The sequence below is a fragment of the Rhodococcus sp. KB6 genome, assembly GCF_001445685.1.
In the GTDB taxonomy this organism is placed as follows: domain Bacteria; phylum Actinomycetota; class Actinomycetes; order Mycobacteriales; family Mycobacteriaceae; genus Rhodococcus_F; species Rhodococcus_F qingshengii.
On the sequence record NZ_LNAK01000134.1, the window covers coordinates 815,534 to 830,128 of the forward strand.

Consider the following 14,595-nt stretch of genomic DNA (forward strand, 5'->3'; position numbering starts at 1 on the left):
TCTGCGCGTATCAGGGGAGAACAACGAGATGAGACCACTTCGATACTCGATCAACGTCACCCTCGACGGCTGCTGCCATCACGAGGCGGGGCTTCCACCCGACGAGGAGTCGATGCGCTACTGGACCGCTCAGATGGAACGAGCCGATGCTTTGCTGTTCGGCCGGGTGACCTACGAGATGATGGAGTCGGCGTGGCGGCGGCCCGCAACGGGGGCGTGGCCCGACTGGATGGACGAGTGGGAGATCCCGTTCGCCGAGGCAATGGACCGGGCTAAGAAGTACGTCGTGTCGAGCACGCTGAGCGGGGTCGATTGGAATGCCGAACTCGTGCAAGGCGACTTGGGGTCAGCGATTCAACGGCTCAAGGAGCAGCCCGGCGAAGGTCTGTGGGTTGGCGGCGTGACACTCCCCCTGGCATTGGCAGACCTGGGACTGATCGACGAGTACGAGTTCGTTGTGCAACCGGTCCTTGCCGGACACGGACCGACGTTGCTCGCCGGTCTGCACGAGCGCATCCAACTCGAACTCGTCGATCGCCACGAGTTCCAGTCGGGTGCAGTCGCCGTGCGATATCGGCCCACTCAAGTACCGCCCCCAGGTCAGGTATCGGACGGTTAGTCGACGCATGGCTGGACATGCGCGGTTGAAAGACATGTCGTCGCCTCAGGTCGGACACGAGAAAGTTTCCAGTCTTGTTCGATGTTCGGTATTGACCGGACACTCGGCACAGCACGAGCATTAGCCACCGAAGTCTCCGGACAATCCTCAACGAGATCGAAGCATCGAACTGGATCACGAACAAGTTCTTTCCGCCCGGCGGACCGTAAGGACATATGTCGCCATCGAGCGCCTCAGCAAAAATGGCCAAGCTGGACGGCTACTAGCGAGCGAAGGATCGAAATCGCCACCATCGCGAGCGCCACAAAAATGATCATCTGAAAAGCTTCGGTCAAATCGATGCAGGATTCGGTGACGCCACTACTTCGGGTCTTGCTGAGAAACGAAACCTGGTCGAGATCGTATCGGCGTCCGACACAGGCCGGACGCCGATACGTGTTTCACGTCAGCTCATGGGAGCGCCGGCGCTCCCGCCGAGGTGGCGGGCGAAGAACCGAGCCGAACTGTCGCGCTCGTAGTCGGGCACCGGATAGTGCCTGCCCGAGTAGGCGTGCAGCGTCTTCTCCGTCGAGCCGAAGGCATCGAACAACGCTACCCCTGACGTGCGGTCGTAATCCTTGTCGTCCCAAGGGATCCGGTACTCGACCGGGACCGTGAGCTTTCGTGCCGCTTCGATGAGGGAGTCGTCCACAAAAACTCCACCGAAGCTCACGGCAGCGATCCTGGATTCGACCGGGGCCAACATCAGCCCGGTCACGACCCCTAGCGACACGCCGCCGAAGCCGATCGGAGCATCGGCGTCGACGGCGGGCAGCGTTTGCAGAGCGTCGATGGTCGCCTGCCATTCCGGCACTGCACGCTCCGCCAGCGATCGGTTGTACTCGACGACGATCGGGGCGATCGGCTCGTGGGCCGCCCTAGCCTGGTGGATCGCCTCGACCCACTGTTCGTCCTGTGTGTTCCGCGGCCGGTCACCGTGTCCGGGCGCGTCGATCGCGGCGACTGTGAACCCGTGGGAGCTCACGCTGTGGAGTGCGCTGGCAACCAGTCCCGGCGCCTTCTTGTACATGCCGCCGGAGTGCCCGGACAGCAGAAGTGGTGATCCGACGGATCCGGATGGCGGTGACCAGAGCACGCCGGTGATGTCGTCTACAACGAAATGGCGTTCGATGACACCGTTCGACGTTGTCTCGGAGGTGAATTCGATGGTCTGAGAATTGGATTGCATGGTGTTACCTTTCGGGATTGCCTACTCGAGGCGCTCCCGGCGACACCTACGTCAATCGCCGATCCGTGAACACGAGTGGGAGCACCCACATGGTTACAGCGTTCATGGGTCTCACCTCCTGGCGTGTTGTCACGGTCTCGCACAAGCTATCAACCCGAACCGAAGCTCGTCCAATCATTTTTCCAGCGCGCCCGGCAGCGGTCATACCCGCGATCGGGCGACGCTCTGGCGGACGGCACGGATGTAGCGGCGCGTGACAAACGCCTGTACTCGACGTCCGATCGGAGCGCCGAGACGCACCCACCACGTTCCGGGCTTGGAGAACGCAACGATCTCGATACGAACCGCTTGGCTGGCCTCGTCGAACTGGACGACAAACAATTCCTCCCCGCATTCGGGGTGGCCCGCGCGGGTTCCGTACGCGAAGCCCTTGCGATTGGGTTCGTCGACGACATAGACGATCCGAACGGGGATAGTTACCGGACCGAGTCCGAAGGTCGCATCCTGACCCGCCACGGCGGTCGGGGCTGCCGTCCGTACGGCCAGTCCGGCTCCGCGGTGCATTCCCCAATTCGCGACGGTTCGAGCGGCAACCTCGAAATCCTCCCGTCCGGATCCGACCGTCGCGCTCTCGTGAACGTGGTGATAGCCGGCGGGGAGAACGCCTGACGTTGCGCCCACCTCGAGGTACGTCAGCCCGCCCGGGCGGGACGCCATCATTGCTCGCGTCGGTGGCTGAGGATGTTGATCACGTGGCCGTCGGGGTCGGCAGCGAAGAACCTGCGGACACCCCACGGCTCCTCGGTGACGGGATAGACGATGGTGTCGCCGCGCTGCACCGCGGCCTCGTACGCCGCGTCGAGATCATCCACCTCGACGGAGACGTCCGGTACTACGGGCGCATGAGCGTCGTGCGTCATGACGCTGATCTGCAATGACGGATCCGTCGGCGAAGCCAACGTCACGATCCACCCGTGATCCATGACAACTTCGAGGCCCAGCACTTCGGTGTAGAAGCGCTGCGCGGCCTCGAGCGAGCTACTCGACAGATCCGAAACTATCCGCGTGACGGCCATGTCCCGCAGGCTACGCCGCCGCCGGAGTCCACCGCGACTTGACGAGGCGCTCGATGTCACCGGAAAGTTCGTCGCTGACGATTCCCGGAAGCAGGATCTGCCACATCTCGTCGACACGATCCGGAAGATCCGAGCGTCGGGTGAGGACGTTCGAAACCAGCTGTACCCCCGTGAATGCCGAGGGCATGAACCTGCCGAACGATTCTGCGCTGACCGATTTTCGGATTTCACCTTCCGCCTGAGCTCTGGCGGTGAGATCGGTGATTGCCGAGATCCATTCGGCGTACGGTTCCACCGGCCCCTCGTACGTGCTCAGTTCCAGCGTGAGGCGAATGCCCGCGCGAACGATCGGCTCGTCGACAATCTGGCGTGCCATTTCGTGCGTGAGCATGATCATCTGTTCCAACGGGTCCTTGCCCGTCGCGGAAATCGCCTGCACCGACTCGATCGAGAGCCGATGCTGTTCGGCAATGATGAACTGCGCGAGCTCGTCCTTCGACGCGAAATGGAAATACAACGCGCCCTTGGTAGTACCGGCCCCCGAGACTATGTCGGCCATGCTGGTGCTGCCGTAACCAGTCTTCTCGAACTGCGCGGCCGCGCCGGCAACGATTTGCTGCCGAGTCAGCTCGGCGCGTGCTTGCTTGACCACTGAATCCCTCTCGTCCTCCAAAGGCCCCCGCCCAGCAAACCCCACGGTTCGCGCCACATTCCAGCTATACCCAAAAACTTCACAATTGCCCCACATTACCAGCGCTCCTTCCATTGCTTCAATTACGAATGCAACAAAGTCGCTGGTCAGACGTCCGATTTAGAGGGAATCTCCTCTCCCCAACGTGCTTTCGTCAACCCGCGCACGGTCCACCAACTCTCCGACGAGGAGCGTCAACTCCATCATCTGGTCGGTGATTTCCTCACGCAGCTGCGTTGCATCCGCCTCGGAAATCGCGCCGGACTTGGTATCGAAAGACATCAACAACTCGATATTGGTGCGAAGTGCAGTCAAAGGAGCCAGAAGGTCCTGGCCCGCTTCGGTGATCAGACTTCTCTGGCGTGCCCGCGATTCCGACAACGTCCCGAGCATCCGATTGAAACTGACTGTCAACGACGCCAACTCGTCGTCACCGGTCACCGGGATCGGCGCAAGATCATCCGTTTCGGCGACCCGCCGCGTCGCCGCAGTAAGTCGCGCAATCGGCCGTAATCCTGTGCGTGCCACAGCATCTCCGGCCGCGTAAGCTAGGGCGATTCCGGCCGCCCCGAGTGCCGCCAACACCACTGCCAGTCGCTTGAGTACCGAACGCGTCGGCCCCAGGGATTGCGCGACAACCAAAGTCTGGCCCGCAACCGAGGGCTCGACAAGAATTCGATACGCATCAACCGTCGCGATTGTCTGCGACGAATTGCCGTCTGCGATCGACCTGATGGCGTCTGCGCTCGTGCTGAACGGCGGCAGACCGGGAGTCGCCGTCACCAAGGCGCCGTCGGCAGTAAGAAGCCCCACCGCCTGGATGACCGCTGTATCCGCGCCGGCCGTCAATCCCAGAACCGGTGTGACACCGCCGAAATTGACGGTGTCGGTGATCGCGTCACTCGTGCGCTCGAGTTGCCGATCGACGTTGCCTTGCAAATACGCGTTGAACACTATGTACACCGCCGACGCCGACACGATCACCGCGATCGCCACCAGGCCTGCAGTCAGCAATTTCACGCGAGCATGGAGCGTCCGCACGTGAATTCCCGATGGTTTTCGACGGCTCATTCCGGGAACCGACACTCTCATGCGCGGTCCCGCAGTGCGGCGTCGAAAAATCCCAACATCCCTCCAGTATGGTCACGGAACCTTAGACGAACCTGAAGCGAACGCGATGTCGGCCTCACAGCGCCGTTCCACGACCGAAAGCCGTGAGCCAGTCCATCGCCTCGGCTTCGGTATCGAATGCCGGGACGGTCGCCGGGATCGGTGGTCGTTCGACGACGATCACCGGGATCGACAATTGCCTGGCTGCAGCGATCTTTGCGTACGTCTGCTCGCCGCCACTGTTCTTGGTGATCACGACGTCGATGCTGTGAGTTCGCATCAGATCGACTTCCGCTTCGATGTCGAATGGACCACGTGCGAGCAGCAATTGCGAGTGAGGCGGCAATGTCCCTGAAGGTGGATCGATCGAGCGCACGAGAAACGAGACGCTCTTCACGCGGTCGAACGCCGAAACTCCTTGCCTCCCGATCGTCAGAAAAGCGCGTGAGCCGACCGTCGGCACCAACTCTGCGGCGTGATCGAGATCGTGTGCCGAAAGCCAAGTGTCACCGAGTTGCTCGCGCCAGGGCGGGCGTCGGTACATGGCGTACGGCACGGAATTCGCAAGGCACGCTTCGAACGCATTCTGGGTGATGCGAGCGGCAAACGGATGCGTGGCGTCGAGCACTGCACGAATATCATTGGCCGACAACCACTCCGACAGCCCTTCGGCTCCCCCGAACCCGCCGATACGCACTTCCCCCTCCGGCCATCGAGGATCACGAACCCGGCCGGCCAGCGATGTGACAACCTCGAGGTCGGCTGAACCGGCCAAGCGAGAAGCGATCACTCGACCTTCGCCTGTGCCGCCGAGCAGGAGTACGCGGCGACGAGTACCTGTCGAGGTCAGTGTGTGCTTCTCTCGCGCGCTGCCGAGTAGAGGTAGCTGTCCGGAAACCCCTCCGCAGTCAACACTCGGCCGACGATCACGACGGCCGTCTTCGTGATGCCGGCCGCATGAACAAGTTCGACGATCGTCTTCAAAGTGCCTCGAACAACGATCTCCTCGGGCCGTGAGGCGAAGGCGACCACCGCGACCGGGCAGTCCTCGCCGTAATTGTCGGCCAACTCGGATGCGATCTGTTCGATGCGATGAGCGCCGAGGTGAATCACCATCGTCGCGCCGCTGCGGCCGAGGGACCGCAGATCCTCGCCCTCCGGCATCGCCGTCGACAAGGTGGAGACTCGGGTGAGAACAATGGTCTGCGAGACGCCTGGGACAGTCAGCTCGCGCCCCAGCGCGGCTGCAGCCGCGGTAAATGCAGGAACACCGGGAATCATGTCGAAATCGACTCCTGCGGCGTCCAGGCGACGAGCTTGCTCTGCCACTGCACTGAAGATCGACGGATCACCGGAATGCAAACGCGCGACGTCCAGCCCAGCGGAATCCGCTTCGACAAGAATCGCGGTGATCTCGTCCAGGCTCAGCCGAGCAGTGTCCACGACCTGAGCTCCGACCGGGCACCACTCGAGCAACTCCGCTGGAACAAGGCTGCCTGCGTACAAGCACACAGGGCTCGCAGCGATGATCCGTTGCGCGCGGACAGTGATCAAATCTGCCGCACCGGGACCCGCACCGATGAAATGAACGGTCATTGTGTGGATTCCTCCGGCGTATCTGTGTCTGCGCCTGCAGACGGCTGACGTTTTGTGACGGACCATTGGACCACCGGAAGTTGCGGTCGCCAAACGTTGAACGTTCCCAACGGCTCGGCGCGCTGCACCTGAAAGCGTCGCAGCGTCCCACCATGGCGACTCATCCAGCCGAGCAGCAACGATTCGGACTCGGCGGTCACGGCGTTCGCGACCAGACGACCACCCACGCTCAACTGCTCCCAGCACGCTTCGAGCATTCCCGGTTGCGTGACGCCGCCGCCGACGAACACCGCATCGGGACGTCGGACTTCGTCCGCAAACGCCTCCGGCGCGGCCCCTTTCACATTCAACGCGGGCACGCCGAGTTTGAGCGCGTTGGCACAGATCTGCGACACACGGCTCGCCGCCTTCTCGAATGTTGTTGCAGTGCAACGTGGGTGAGTTCGCATCCACTCGATGGCGACGGTTCCCGACCCTCCGCCCACGTCCCAGAGGTGTTCTCCCGGCGCCGGGGCAAGCGCGCACAACGTCAACGCACGGATCTCCTGCTTGGTCATCTGACCGTCGCCGACAAAAGCAGCATCCGGTAGCCCCGGGATTCGAGTCAGCCGCAAGAGAGGATCGGCCGCGATGCACTCGACGGCCAGAACGTTCAACGCGTCCACGTCCTCGTCCGCGTGATCCCACTCGTCTGCGACCGTGACGGTCCGCGATTCCCCGGCCCCGCCCAGCTGGGCCAGCACGGTCACGATCGATCGACCGAAGCCCGCGCTGGACAACAGACGAGCCACCTCCCCCGGTGTCGAGCGCCCGTTGCTCAGAACCAACAGGCGCGCGCCATCGACCACTGCCGCCAAGACGGTCGCCGAGTCTCGGTTCACCAGGCTCACGACGTCGACCTCGGCCGATGCCCATCCCATTCGCGCGCTCGCCAACGCCACCGACGACGGGTGCGAGATCACTCGCACGTTGTCCGCGCCGAGCAGCCGGACCAACGTGACGCCTAGGCCGTGGAACATCGGGTCACCACTGGCGAGAACACATACTTTGCGGTCCGCGTTCTCGGCGAACATCGACGGCAACGCCGGAATCATCGGAGACGGCCAGGTCAGCCTGGTGGGCGCACGCCGTGCCCCGAGATGTGTCGCCGGGACCAAGTCCAATTGGCGCGGCGACCCCATCAGGACCTCCGCGCCCAGGATTGCGCCCTTTGCGCTCTCGGACAGCCCATCCCAGCCGTCGGCGCCGATGCCGACGATCACCACCGGGTGTGTGGTCATCGCGGCATCCGGCGCCAGATCGTCTGAGGTAGAAGCCGCATGACGAAGAACACCGGCTGCAGAATTCGCGGTACCCACACACGCGTCGCCCCGGAGTTCAGTCCCCGCACGACGGCGTCCGCGACCTGCGACGGAGTGCTCGACATCGGGGCAGGCGACATTCCCTCGGTCATCTTGCCGATGACGAACCCGGGCCGTACCAGCATCAATTGGACGCCCGAACCGTGCAGCGCGTCGCCGAGGCCGCTGGCAAAACCGTCCAAGCCGGCCTTTGCGCTCCCGTAGACGTAGTTGGCGCGGCGAACCCGGACGCCGGCGACGGACGAGAACACCACGATCTTTCCGGTTCCCTGTCCGCGCATGATCTCCGCGAGATGCGTGAGGATGCTGACCTGAGCCACGTAGTCGGTGTGCACCACCGCGACCGCGTGCGCCGCGTCGGTTTCGGCACGCGCCTGATCGCCGAGAATCCCGAAGGCCAGCACTGCAATCGAAATCCGGCCGTGCTCGGCCACTACGGCGCCCAGGAGGTCTCCGTGCGTGTCGACGGCGTCGGCGTCGAACTCGACGGTGGAGACGTCGACAGCGCCGGCGTTTTTGAGCATCTGCTCCTGCTCCGACAGCTCTCCGCTGCGTCTGGCAGCCAGAACGATGTTGCGGCCTGGCGCGAGCCTGACCGCGATCTCGAGGCCGATCTCACTTCGTCCGCCGAGGAGCAGTACCGTCTCGATGTCATTCACGTTCGCACCCGCAGTCACCGCTCCAGTGTCCTGGATTACCGTCGTGGCATGACGCTCACCCCCTCCAACACGCCATCGTCACAGCAGACTCTCACCGAAGACGGGCTGAAGTTCGTCGGTGAATACCACCTCGCGACACTCACGACGTTGCGTCCGAACGGCACCCCACACGTCGTTGCCGTCGGGTTCACCTGGGACCAGGAAGCCGGAAAGGCGCGCGTGATCACCAGCGGTGGCTCACAGAAGGCGATCAACGCAGCGCGTGGCGGATACGCCGCCGTCAGTTCGGTCGACGGTGGCCGCTGGCTCACGCTCGAGGGGCCGGCACGCGTGCTCACCGACGCGGACTCCGTGGCCGACGCCGTTCGGCGCTATGCCGAGCGGTACCGCCAGCCACGGGTCAATCCCGCGCGCGTGGTCATCGAAATCGACGTCACACGCATACTCGGGTCCGCTGCGTTCAAGAAAAGCTGATCAGGCGAGGACAGTCAGGCCGTGCGGACGGTTGTTGAACGACTCGCAACCGTCGGCGGTCACGACGACGATGTCCTCGATACGGGCACCCCAACTGCCGCGGAAGTAGATTCCCGGTTCGATGCTGAAGGCCATACCTTCGACGAGTTCGATGGTGTTGCCCTCGACGATGTACGGCTCCTCGTGCACGGACAGCCCGATACCGTGACCGGTGCGGTGAACGAATACCTCTGCAAGCCCTTGTGCGGCAAGCACTTCGCGGGCTGCAACGTCCACGGATTCTGCGGAGATTCCTGGCCGCACCGAATCGACCGCAGCCTGCTGCGCCGCCTCGAGTACCGCGAACTGTGCGGCAACCTCCGCGGACGGCTGCCCCATGCTGTACGTGCGAGTGGAGTCCGAGTTGTATCCGGGCTCGACCGGTCCGCCGATGTCGATGACCACGATATCGCCGCTCTCGATCACCCGGTCCGAAACCTCGTGATGCGGATCGGCGCCGTGCGGGCCCGAACCGACAATCACGAACGCGGCCTCGGTGTGCCCCTCTTCGAGAATCGCCGCCGAAATCGCTTCGCCTACTTCAGCTTCCGTACGTCCGACGACCAAGAACTCGGCCATGCGCGCGTGAACACGGTCGATGGCCGCACCGGCTCGCCGCAACGCCTCGATCTCGGCGCCGTCCTTGACCATCCGCAATTCGCGCAAGACGCCGGTGGCGAGAATCGGCAACGCGCCCAAGGTGTCTGCGAGCGGGATCAGATGCAGCGCAGGCATAGCATCCGTCACCGCCACCTTCGCGCCGGTCGGGAGTTGCGCCGCCACAATCGCATACGGGTCGACACCGTCGACCCAGTCGAGGACGGTCAACCCGAGATCGCCCACTGCCGATTCCTTCAGCGACGCCAACTCCAACCGAGGAAGTACGACGGATGCCTTCGCCGTGTCCGCGGCGATGACCAACGCGGTCAAGCGCTCGAACGAGTCAGCCCGAGAACCCGTCAGGTACCGCAGATCCGGACCGGGAGTCACCACCAGACCGTCGAGACCTGCTGATCGAGCCAACTCGGCGGCACGAGCGATACGTGCGCCGTACACGGCGCTGGAGAATCGGGAATCCTGTTCGGCTGGAGACGTCATGGCTTACAGGTTAGTGCCGACTGGCAGGATGGTGACCATGAGTGGGCCATTGCTTCTCCTCGACGGTGCCAGCCTGTGGTTTCGTGCGTTCTACGCACTGCCCGAGTCATTCGTCGATCCCGACGGAAGACCTGTCAACGCGGTGCGCGGATTCACCGACATGGTTGCTTCCCTGATCACCAAACACCAGCCGAGTCGTCTCGCGGTGTGCCTGGACTTGGACTGGCGACCGCAGTTCCGCGTCGACGCCGTTCCGACGTACAAAGCACATCGCGTCGAGGAAGGCTCTGACGGTGCGTCCGAAGAAGTTCCGGACACGTTGACGCCTCAGGTCGACATGATCATGGACGTGCTCGCTGCAGCGGGTATCGCGACGGCGGGTGCAGTCGGACTCGAAGCCGACGACGTACTGGGAACGCTTGCCGCCACCGAGCGCGAAGATCTCACCGTCGTCGTCAGTGGTGACCGAGACCTACTGCAGGTCGTCACAGACGAGTACGTGCCCGTCCGTGTCCTGTACGTGGGCCGTGGCCTGTCCAAGGCGGAACTCTTCGGACCGGTCGAGGTTGCGGAGAAATACGGAGTACCCGGTGACCGTGCGGGCGAGGCTTACGCCGAACTCGCGGTACTGCGCGGAGACGCCTCCGACGGTCTACCCGGCATCAAGGGTGTCGGTGAGAAGACTGCGTCGACACTGATGCTCCGTTACGGCTCGTTGGCCGGACTTCGGGCGGCCGCAGCTGATCCTGAATCGGATATGGCCAAGGGGATTCGCGCAAAACTGACCTCACCTGAGGCAATGGCTTACCTTGATGCTGCGTTGCCGGTCGTACGAGTGGTTCGCGACGCGGACGTTCAGTTCTCGAAGGACGACCGACTCCCGGCGACCCCCGTCGATCCCGCACGCCTCGAGGAAGTGGCGGCCTCGCTGAACATCGAGCGCTCGGCCGGCCGGCTTGCCGCCGCGCTCGAGGCTGCGGCGGCAAGCCGTTCCGACCAATAGGGCGTCAGCTCGGGCGGCTGACCTCGTACGTGCCGTTGTCGTCGACAAACGTCACGGTCACGTTCGACTTCACACCCGCGATCGAAAGCGTGCAGGTGAACTTGTTGCCTGACTTGACTTCCTGGTCCGCGGGGCACTGAACGTTGCTCACGTTCTTCGCCCCGTAGGACTCGGTGACGATCTTCTCGACGCCGGCCTGAGCCGCGCTCTGATCGAGTGTGTTCTTGCCGAAGACTCCGAACACCAGGGCCACCACGACAGCGGCAAGAACGACGAGAACGCCGATCGCACCGAAGATCAGGGGCTTCTTCGACTTACCCGACTGGTTTCCGGGCGCACCGGGACTCGGGAACGGCTGAGCCTGGTTCCACTGGTTCTGCTGTCCCGGAGTCTGCCCGGGGGCCGTGGCGCCCCACGCCTGCTGCGGTGCGGCAGCCGGAGGCTGACCCCACGCCTGGGTTGCGTCAGGTGACTGCTGTTGCCCGGGCTGACCCCACGGCTGTGCGGGAGGTTGTTGCTGGGGTTGTCCCCACGGCTGTTGCTGGCCGGGTTGTCCTTGTCCAGGCTGTTGCGGCTGACCGTACGCAGGCTGACCACCCGGCTGGCCGTAGGCAGGTTGTCCCCACGGCTGTTGCTGGCCGGGCTGCTGACCGGGCTGCGGTGTTTGACCAGGCTGACCCCACGGCTGTTGCTGGCCGGGCTGCTGACCAGGCTGCTGTTGTCCGCCCGGCTGCTGAGGATTCTGCCCCCACTGCTGCTCGTTCGGCTGCTGCTGATCACCAGGACCCCATTGCCGATTCGGATCGTTCGGTCCGTAAGGCCCGCTCATGTTCGCCTCCCACTCGAAATACCAGTCTGCGAATCAAACCACATAGTTGCGGTCATGCTGCGTCGACAGCAACTACCCCGCGACGAATTGCAGCTACCGCCCGCGCCGCAGTCTTCGCGACGTCGGCATCCGTCGAAGTCAGGCGGACCTGATCGAGGAGATCGATCACCTGACGACACCAACGTACAAAGTCACCCGCAGACAGCGCACGACCCTGCACTCCGGCCGCGATCAGTGCGTCGACAAGCGAGTTTTCGCTCGCCCAGTGATAAACGGCAGTGACGAATCCGAGATCCGGTTCCCGCGTCGGCGGCAGCTTGTGGCGAATCTCGTCCGACCGCAGTTCGCTCCACAATCGTTGAGTGTCGTTGAGTGCGTGACGAAGCGCCGCTGTCGGCACCCGATCGACGGTGTCCCCGTCCCGACGTGATTCGTAGACCACCGAGGACACGACGGCCGCCAGCTCGGCCGGGCTGAGACCTGTCCACGCCCCCGTCCGCAGGCATTCGGCGACCAGAAGGTCGCTTTCCGAGTAGATGCGGCTGAGTCGTCGTCCGGATTCGGTGACTTCGGGCGCTGCTTCGGCAGTCATGTACTCACGCTCTTTGAGTAGCGCAATGATGCGGTCGAACGTCCGCGCCAACGAGTTGGTGGTGGCCGCAGCCTTTTCCCTCATCGACTGCGTTTCCCTGGCCAGCCGGTTGTAGCGCTCACCGATCCGGCTCAGATGTTCACGATCGGGCCAGCTGTGGCACGGATGCGAGCGAATAGCACGTCGCAAAGTAGCGACCTCGGCATCTTCGGACGCGCCGGCCTTGTGGCGCTTCTTTCGCCGGGGGGCACTGATCCCGGTACTACGCAACGCCGAGGCCAGATCGCGCCGGATCCGGGCGGTGTGGTGATCGACATGCTTGGGCAGTCGCATCTTTCCCAGAACGTCGGCTGCTTCCGGGAAATCACCCGAGGAGAGTCGGCCGGCCCACTGATCGGCCGTCAGAACCAGCGGACGCGGGTCCTTCGGATCGTTGTCCGGGACGAGGACCACTGCCACCCCGGAATGACGACCGATGGGAATTGCGATCACGTCACCGCGGGCGAGTGCACGAAGGGACTCAACCGCATCTCCGCGTCGGTCTTCGCGGCCCTTACGTTCGAGCGCGCGCTCGCGCGCACTGAGCCGCTCACGCAACGACGCGTATTCGAAGTATTCGCCGTCCGCACCGCCGAGTTTCTCCTGCAAACCCTTCAGTGCTTCTTCGTTCCGCTCGATGCCACGCACCAGGCCGACCACCGAGCGATCCGCTTGGAACTGCGCGAAGGAACGTTCGAGCAGCTTCCGTGAATCCGCCGCGCCCATGCGCTCGACGAGATTGATCGACATGTTGTACGAGGGGCGGAACGAACTGCGGAGCGGGAACGTCCGTGTCGACGCCAAGCCGGCGACATCCGTCGGCTCGACCCCGGGCTGCCACAGGACCACAGCGTGGCCTTCGACGTCGATGCCGCGTCGGCCGGCCCGACCCGTCAGCTGCGTGTACTCCCCCGGCGTCAGTTCGGCGTGCGATTCACCGTTGTACTTGACCAGACGTTCGAGCACCACCGTGCGTGCCGGCATGTTGATGCCGAGGGCCAGCGTCTCGGTCGCGAAGACCGCCCGCACGAGCCCCTTGACGAACAGTTCCTCGACTGTCTGGCGGAATGCCGGCAGCATGCCGGCATGGTGAGATGCCAGTCCGCGTCGTAGTGCCTTGCACCAGTCCCGATATCCGAGAACTTCGAGATCCTCTTCGGGTAGTTCCCCGGTGTGTTTCTCGATGATGGTGTCGATCTCGCGGACCTGCTCCGGCGAAGTGAGATCCAGTCTGGACCGCAGGCACTGTGCAAGAGCCGCATCACAACCGGCGCGGCTGAAGATGAAAGTGATGGCCGGGAGCAGTCCGGACTGATCGAGCTGAGCGATGACGTCAGGTCGTGGCAAGGGCCGGAAATCGTTGGAACTCTGGTAGCTGCCGCGTCGTCCGCGGCCACGCGGCTGCCAGCTCTCGACGCGTTCGAGAGCCTGACGCTGCTTGACGTGGCGAACCAGATCCTGGTCGACGAGCACGGTCTTCGGCCCGGCAGCAGGATGACTACGACTGTCGAAGAGATCGAAGATTCGCCTACCGACCATGATGTGCTGCCACAGCGGGATCGGCCGAGTCTCGTCCACGACCACAGTGGTGTCGCCGCGGACGGTTTCCATCCAGGCACCGAATTCTTCGGCATTGCTCACGGTCGCCGACAAACTCACCAGGCGTACGTCCTCGGACAGGTGCAGGATCACTTCCTCCCACACCGCCCCACGGAACCGGTCGGCCAGGTAATGCACTTCGTCCATGACGACGTGCGAAAGCCCGCGCAGTGCCTCGGAGTTGGCGTAGAGCATGTTCCGCAGGACTTCGGTGGTCATGACGACCACCGGTGCGTCAGAGTTGATACTCGAATCACCCGTCAGCAGACCGACTTCGCCGGGGCCGTACCGCTCGACGAGTTCGGCGTACTTCTGATTGCTCAACGCTTTGATCGGCGTCGTGTAGAAACACTTGCGGCCCGCCGCCAGAGCCAGATGGACAGCGAACTCGCCGACCACGGTCTTGCCTGCACCGGTCGGCGCGCAGACAAGGACGCCGTGGCCCGCTTCGAGCGCAACGCATGCCTTCACCTGGAATGGATCGAGTTCGAACTTCAGGCTGGACGCGAACGTGCTCAGTTCACTCTTGTTCATAACCACCTCGTCAGGGTTTCACACGCCGCCGACGTGGTGGCACGGCGC

General features: G+C 63.5%; 15 protein-coding genes. 3 read left to right on the forward strand and 12 right to left on the reverse strand.

What is annotated here, in order from left to right:
• The first annotated feature begins 28 nt into the window (after positions 1 to 28).
• Positions 29 to 619 (forward strand): dihydrofolate reductase family protein, encoded by a 591-nt coding sequence (locus ASU23_RS23600; RefSeq protein WP_042450962.1) that lies wholly within the window; start codon positions 29 to 31, stop codon positions 617 to 619.
• A 445-nt stretch (positions 620 to 1,064) separates the two neighbouring features.
• On the opposite strand, the gene ASU23_RS23605 is transcribed toward ASU23_RS23600, so the two are convergent.
• The 9 genes from ASU23_RS23605 to ASU23_RS23645 form a co-directional block, all read right to left on the reverse strand.
• Complete coding sequence (locus tag ASU23_RS23605) at positions 1,065 to 1,847, reverse strand: alpha/beta hydrolase (protein WP_058038800.1); 783 nt, start codon at positions 1,845 to 1,847, stop codon at positions 1,065 to 1,067.
• A 201-nt stretch (positions 1,848 to 2,048) separates the two neighbouring features.
• Positions 2,049 to 2,564, reverse strand: coding sequence for a DUF1990 family protein (locus tag ASU23_RS23610; protein WP_007729847.1), 516 nt, complete (start codon positions 2,562 to 2,564; stop codon positions 2,049 to 2,051).
• Positions 2,564 to 2,923 carry a VOC family protein gene (locus ASU23_RS23615; RefSeq protein WP_019748498.1) on the reverse strand — a complete coding sequence of 120 codons (360 nt, stop codon included), beginning with the start codon at positions 2,921 to 2,923 and terminating at the stop codon, positions 2,564 to 2,566. The genes ASU23_RS23610 and ASU23_RS23615 overlap by 1 nt, the downstream gene beginning before the upstream one ends.
• A 10-nt stretch (positions 2,924 to 2,933) precedes the next feature.
• The gene (locus tag ASU23_RS23620; RefSeq protein ID WP_019748499.1) at positions 2,934 to 3,575 is read right to left on the reverse strand and encodes a ScbR family autoregulator-binding transcription factor; all 642 of its coding nucleotides are present in this window, start codon (positions 3,573 to 3,575) and stop codon (positions 2,934 to 2,936) included.
• A 159-nt stretch (positions 3,576 to 3,734) separates the two neighbouring features.
• Positions 3,735 to 4,634: a HAMP domain-containing protein gene (locus ASU23_RS23625; RefSeq protein ID WP_225320034.1), complete on the reverse strand. Its 900-nt coding sequence runs from the start codon at positions 4,632 to 4,634 to the stop codon at positions 3,735 to 3,737.
• A gap of 166 nt (positions 4,635 to 4,800) precedes the next feature.
• Positions 4,801 to 5,574, reverse strand: coding sequence for a cobalt-precorrin-6A reductase (locus ASU23_RS23630; RefSeq protein ID WP_058038801.1), 774 nt, complete (start codon positions 5,572 to 5,574; stop codon positions 4,801 to 4,803).
• Entirely contained in the window at positions 5,571 to 6,320 is a 750-nt protein-coding gene (cobM, locus tag ASU23_RS23635; RefSeq protein WP_003944967.1) for a precorrin-4 C(11)-methyltransferase, read from the reverse strand. The genes ASU23_RS23630 and cobM overlap by 4 nt, the downstream gene beginning before the upstream one ends.
• The gene (locus ASU23_RS23640; RefSeq protein ID WP_058038802.1) at positions 6,317 to 7,600 is read right to left on the reverse strand and encodes a bifunctional cobalt-precorrin-7 (C(5))-methyltransferase/cobalt-precorrin-6B (C(15))-methyltransferase; all 1,284 of its coding nucleotides are present in this window, start codon (positions 7,598 to 7,600) and stop codon (positions 6,317 to 6,319) included. Before ASU23_RS23640 ends, cobM begins: the two co-directional genes overlap by 4 nt.
• On the reverse strand, positions 7,597 to 8,358 hold the full coding sequence (locus tag ASU23_RS23645; RefSeq protein ID WP_051649467.1) for an SDR family NAD(P)-dependent oxidoreductase: 762 nt from the start codon (positions 8,356 to 8,358) through the stop codon (positions 7,597 to 7,599). Before ASU23_RS23645 ends, ASU23_RS23640 begins: the two co-directional genes overlap by 4 nt.
• A 30-nt stretch (positions 8,359 to 8,388) precedes the next feature.
• Between ASU23_RS23645 and ASU23_RS23650 the strand changes: the two genes are divergently transcribed.
• Positions 8,389 to 8,814 (forward strand): PPOX class F420-dependent oxidoreductase, encoded by a 426-nt coding sequence (locus tag ASU23_RS23650; protein WP_058038803.1) that lies wholly within the window; start codon positions 8,389 to 8,391, stop codon positions 8,812 to 8,814.
• Here ASU23_RS23650 and ASU23_RS23655 read toward each other — a convergent pair whose 3' ends face one another.
• Entirely contained in the window at positions 8,815 to 9,951 is a 1,137-nt protein-coding gene (locus tag ASU23_RS23655) for a Xaa-Pro peptidase family protein (RefSeq protein WP_058038804.1), read from the reverse strand. It lies immediately after the preceding gene.
• Between the two features lie 37 nt (positions 9,952 to 9,988).
• Here ASU23_RS23655 and ASU23_RS23660 point away from each other — a divergent pair, with 37 nt between their 5' ends.
• Positions 9,989 to 10,954, forward strand: a complete 966-nt coding sequence (locus ASU23_RS23660; RefSeq protein ID WP_058038861.1) for a 5'-3' exonuclease — start codon at positions 9,989 to 9,991, stop codon at positions 10,952 to 10,954.
• A gap of 4 nt (positions 10,955 to 10,958) precedes the next feature.
• Here the strand turns inward: ASU23_RS23660 and ASU23_RS23665 are convergent, their stop codons facing one another.
• Positions 10,959 to 11,783, reverse strand: a complete 825-nt coding sequence (locus tag ASU23_RS23665; RefSeq protein ID WP_003944884.1) for a DUF4333 domain-containing protein — start codon at positions 11,781 to 11,783, stop codon at positions 10,959 to 10,961.
• Positions 11,784 to 11,835: 52 nt separating this feature from the next.
• The gene (locus tag ASU23_RS23670; RefSeq protein ID WP_003944907.1) at positions 11,836 to 14,547 is read right to left on the reverse strand and encodes an RNA helicase; all 2,712 of its coding nucleotides are present in this window, start codon (positions 14,545 to 14,547) and stop codon (positions 11,836 to 11,838) included.
• Positions 14,548 to 14,595: the final 48 nt, after the last annotated feature.

What these genes read in the sequence shown, in the direction of transcription:
- ASU23_RS23650 (WP_058038803.1), top strand. Translation starts at nt 8,389, where the DNA reads ATGACGCTCACCCCCTCCAACACGCCATCGTCACAGCAGACTCTCACC.
- cobM (WP_003944967.1), bottom strand. Translation starts at nt 6,320, where the DNA reads ATGACCGTTCATTTCATCGGTGCGGGTCCCGGTGCGGCAGATTTGATC.
- ASU23_RS23665 (WP_003944884.1), bottom strand. Translation starts at nt 11,783, where the DNA reads ATGAGCGGGCCTTACGGACCGAACGATCCGAATCGGCAATGGGGTCCT.
- ASU23_RS23670 (WP_003944907.1), bottom strand. Translation starts at nt 14,547, where the DNA reads ATGAACAAGAGTGAACTGAGCACGTTCGCGTCCAGCCTGAAGTTCGAA.
- ASU23_RS23660 (WP_058038861.1), top strand. Translation starts at nt 9,989, where the DNA reads ATGAGTGGGCCATTGCTTCTCCTCGACGGTGCCAGCCTGTGGTTTCGT.
- ASU23_RS23605 (WP_058038800.1), bottom strand. Translation starts at nt 1,847, where the DNA reads ATGCAATCCAATTCTCAGACCATCGAATTCACCTCCGAGACAACGTCG.
- ASU23_RS23610 (WP_007729847.1), bottom strand. Translation starts at nt 2,564, where the DNA reads ATGGCGTCCCGCCCGGGCGGGCTGACGTACCTCGAGGTGGGCGCAACG.
- ASU23_RS23655 (WP_058038804.1), bottom strand. Translation starts at nt 9,951, where the DNA reads ATGACGTCTCCAGCCGAACAGGATTCCCGATTCTCCAGCGCCGTGTAC.
- ASU23_RS23615 (WP_019748498.1), bottom strand. Translation starts at nt 2,923, where the DNA reads ATGGCCGTCACGCGGATAGTTTCGGATCTGTCGAGTAGCTCGCTCGAG.
- ASU23_RS23640 (WP_058038802.1), bottom strand. Translation starts at nt 7,600, where the DNA reads ATGACCACACACCCGGTGGTGATCGTCGGCATCGGCGCCGACGGCTGG.
- ASU23_RS23600 (WP_042450962.1), top strand. Translation starts at nt 29, where the DNA reads ATGAGACCACTTCGATACTCGATCAACGTCACCCTCGACGGCTGCTGC.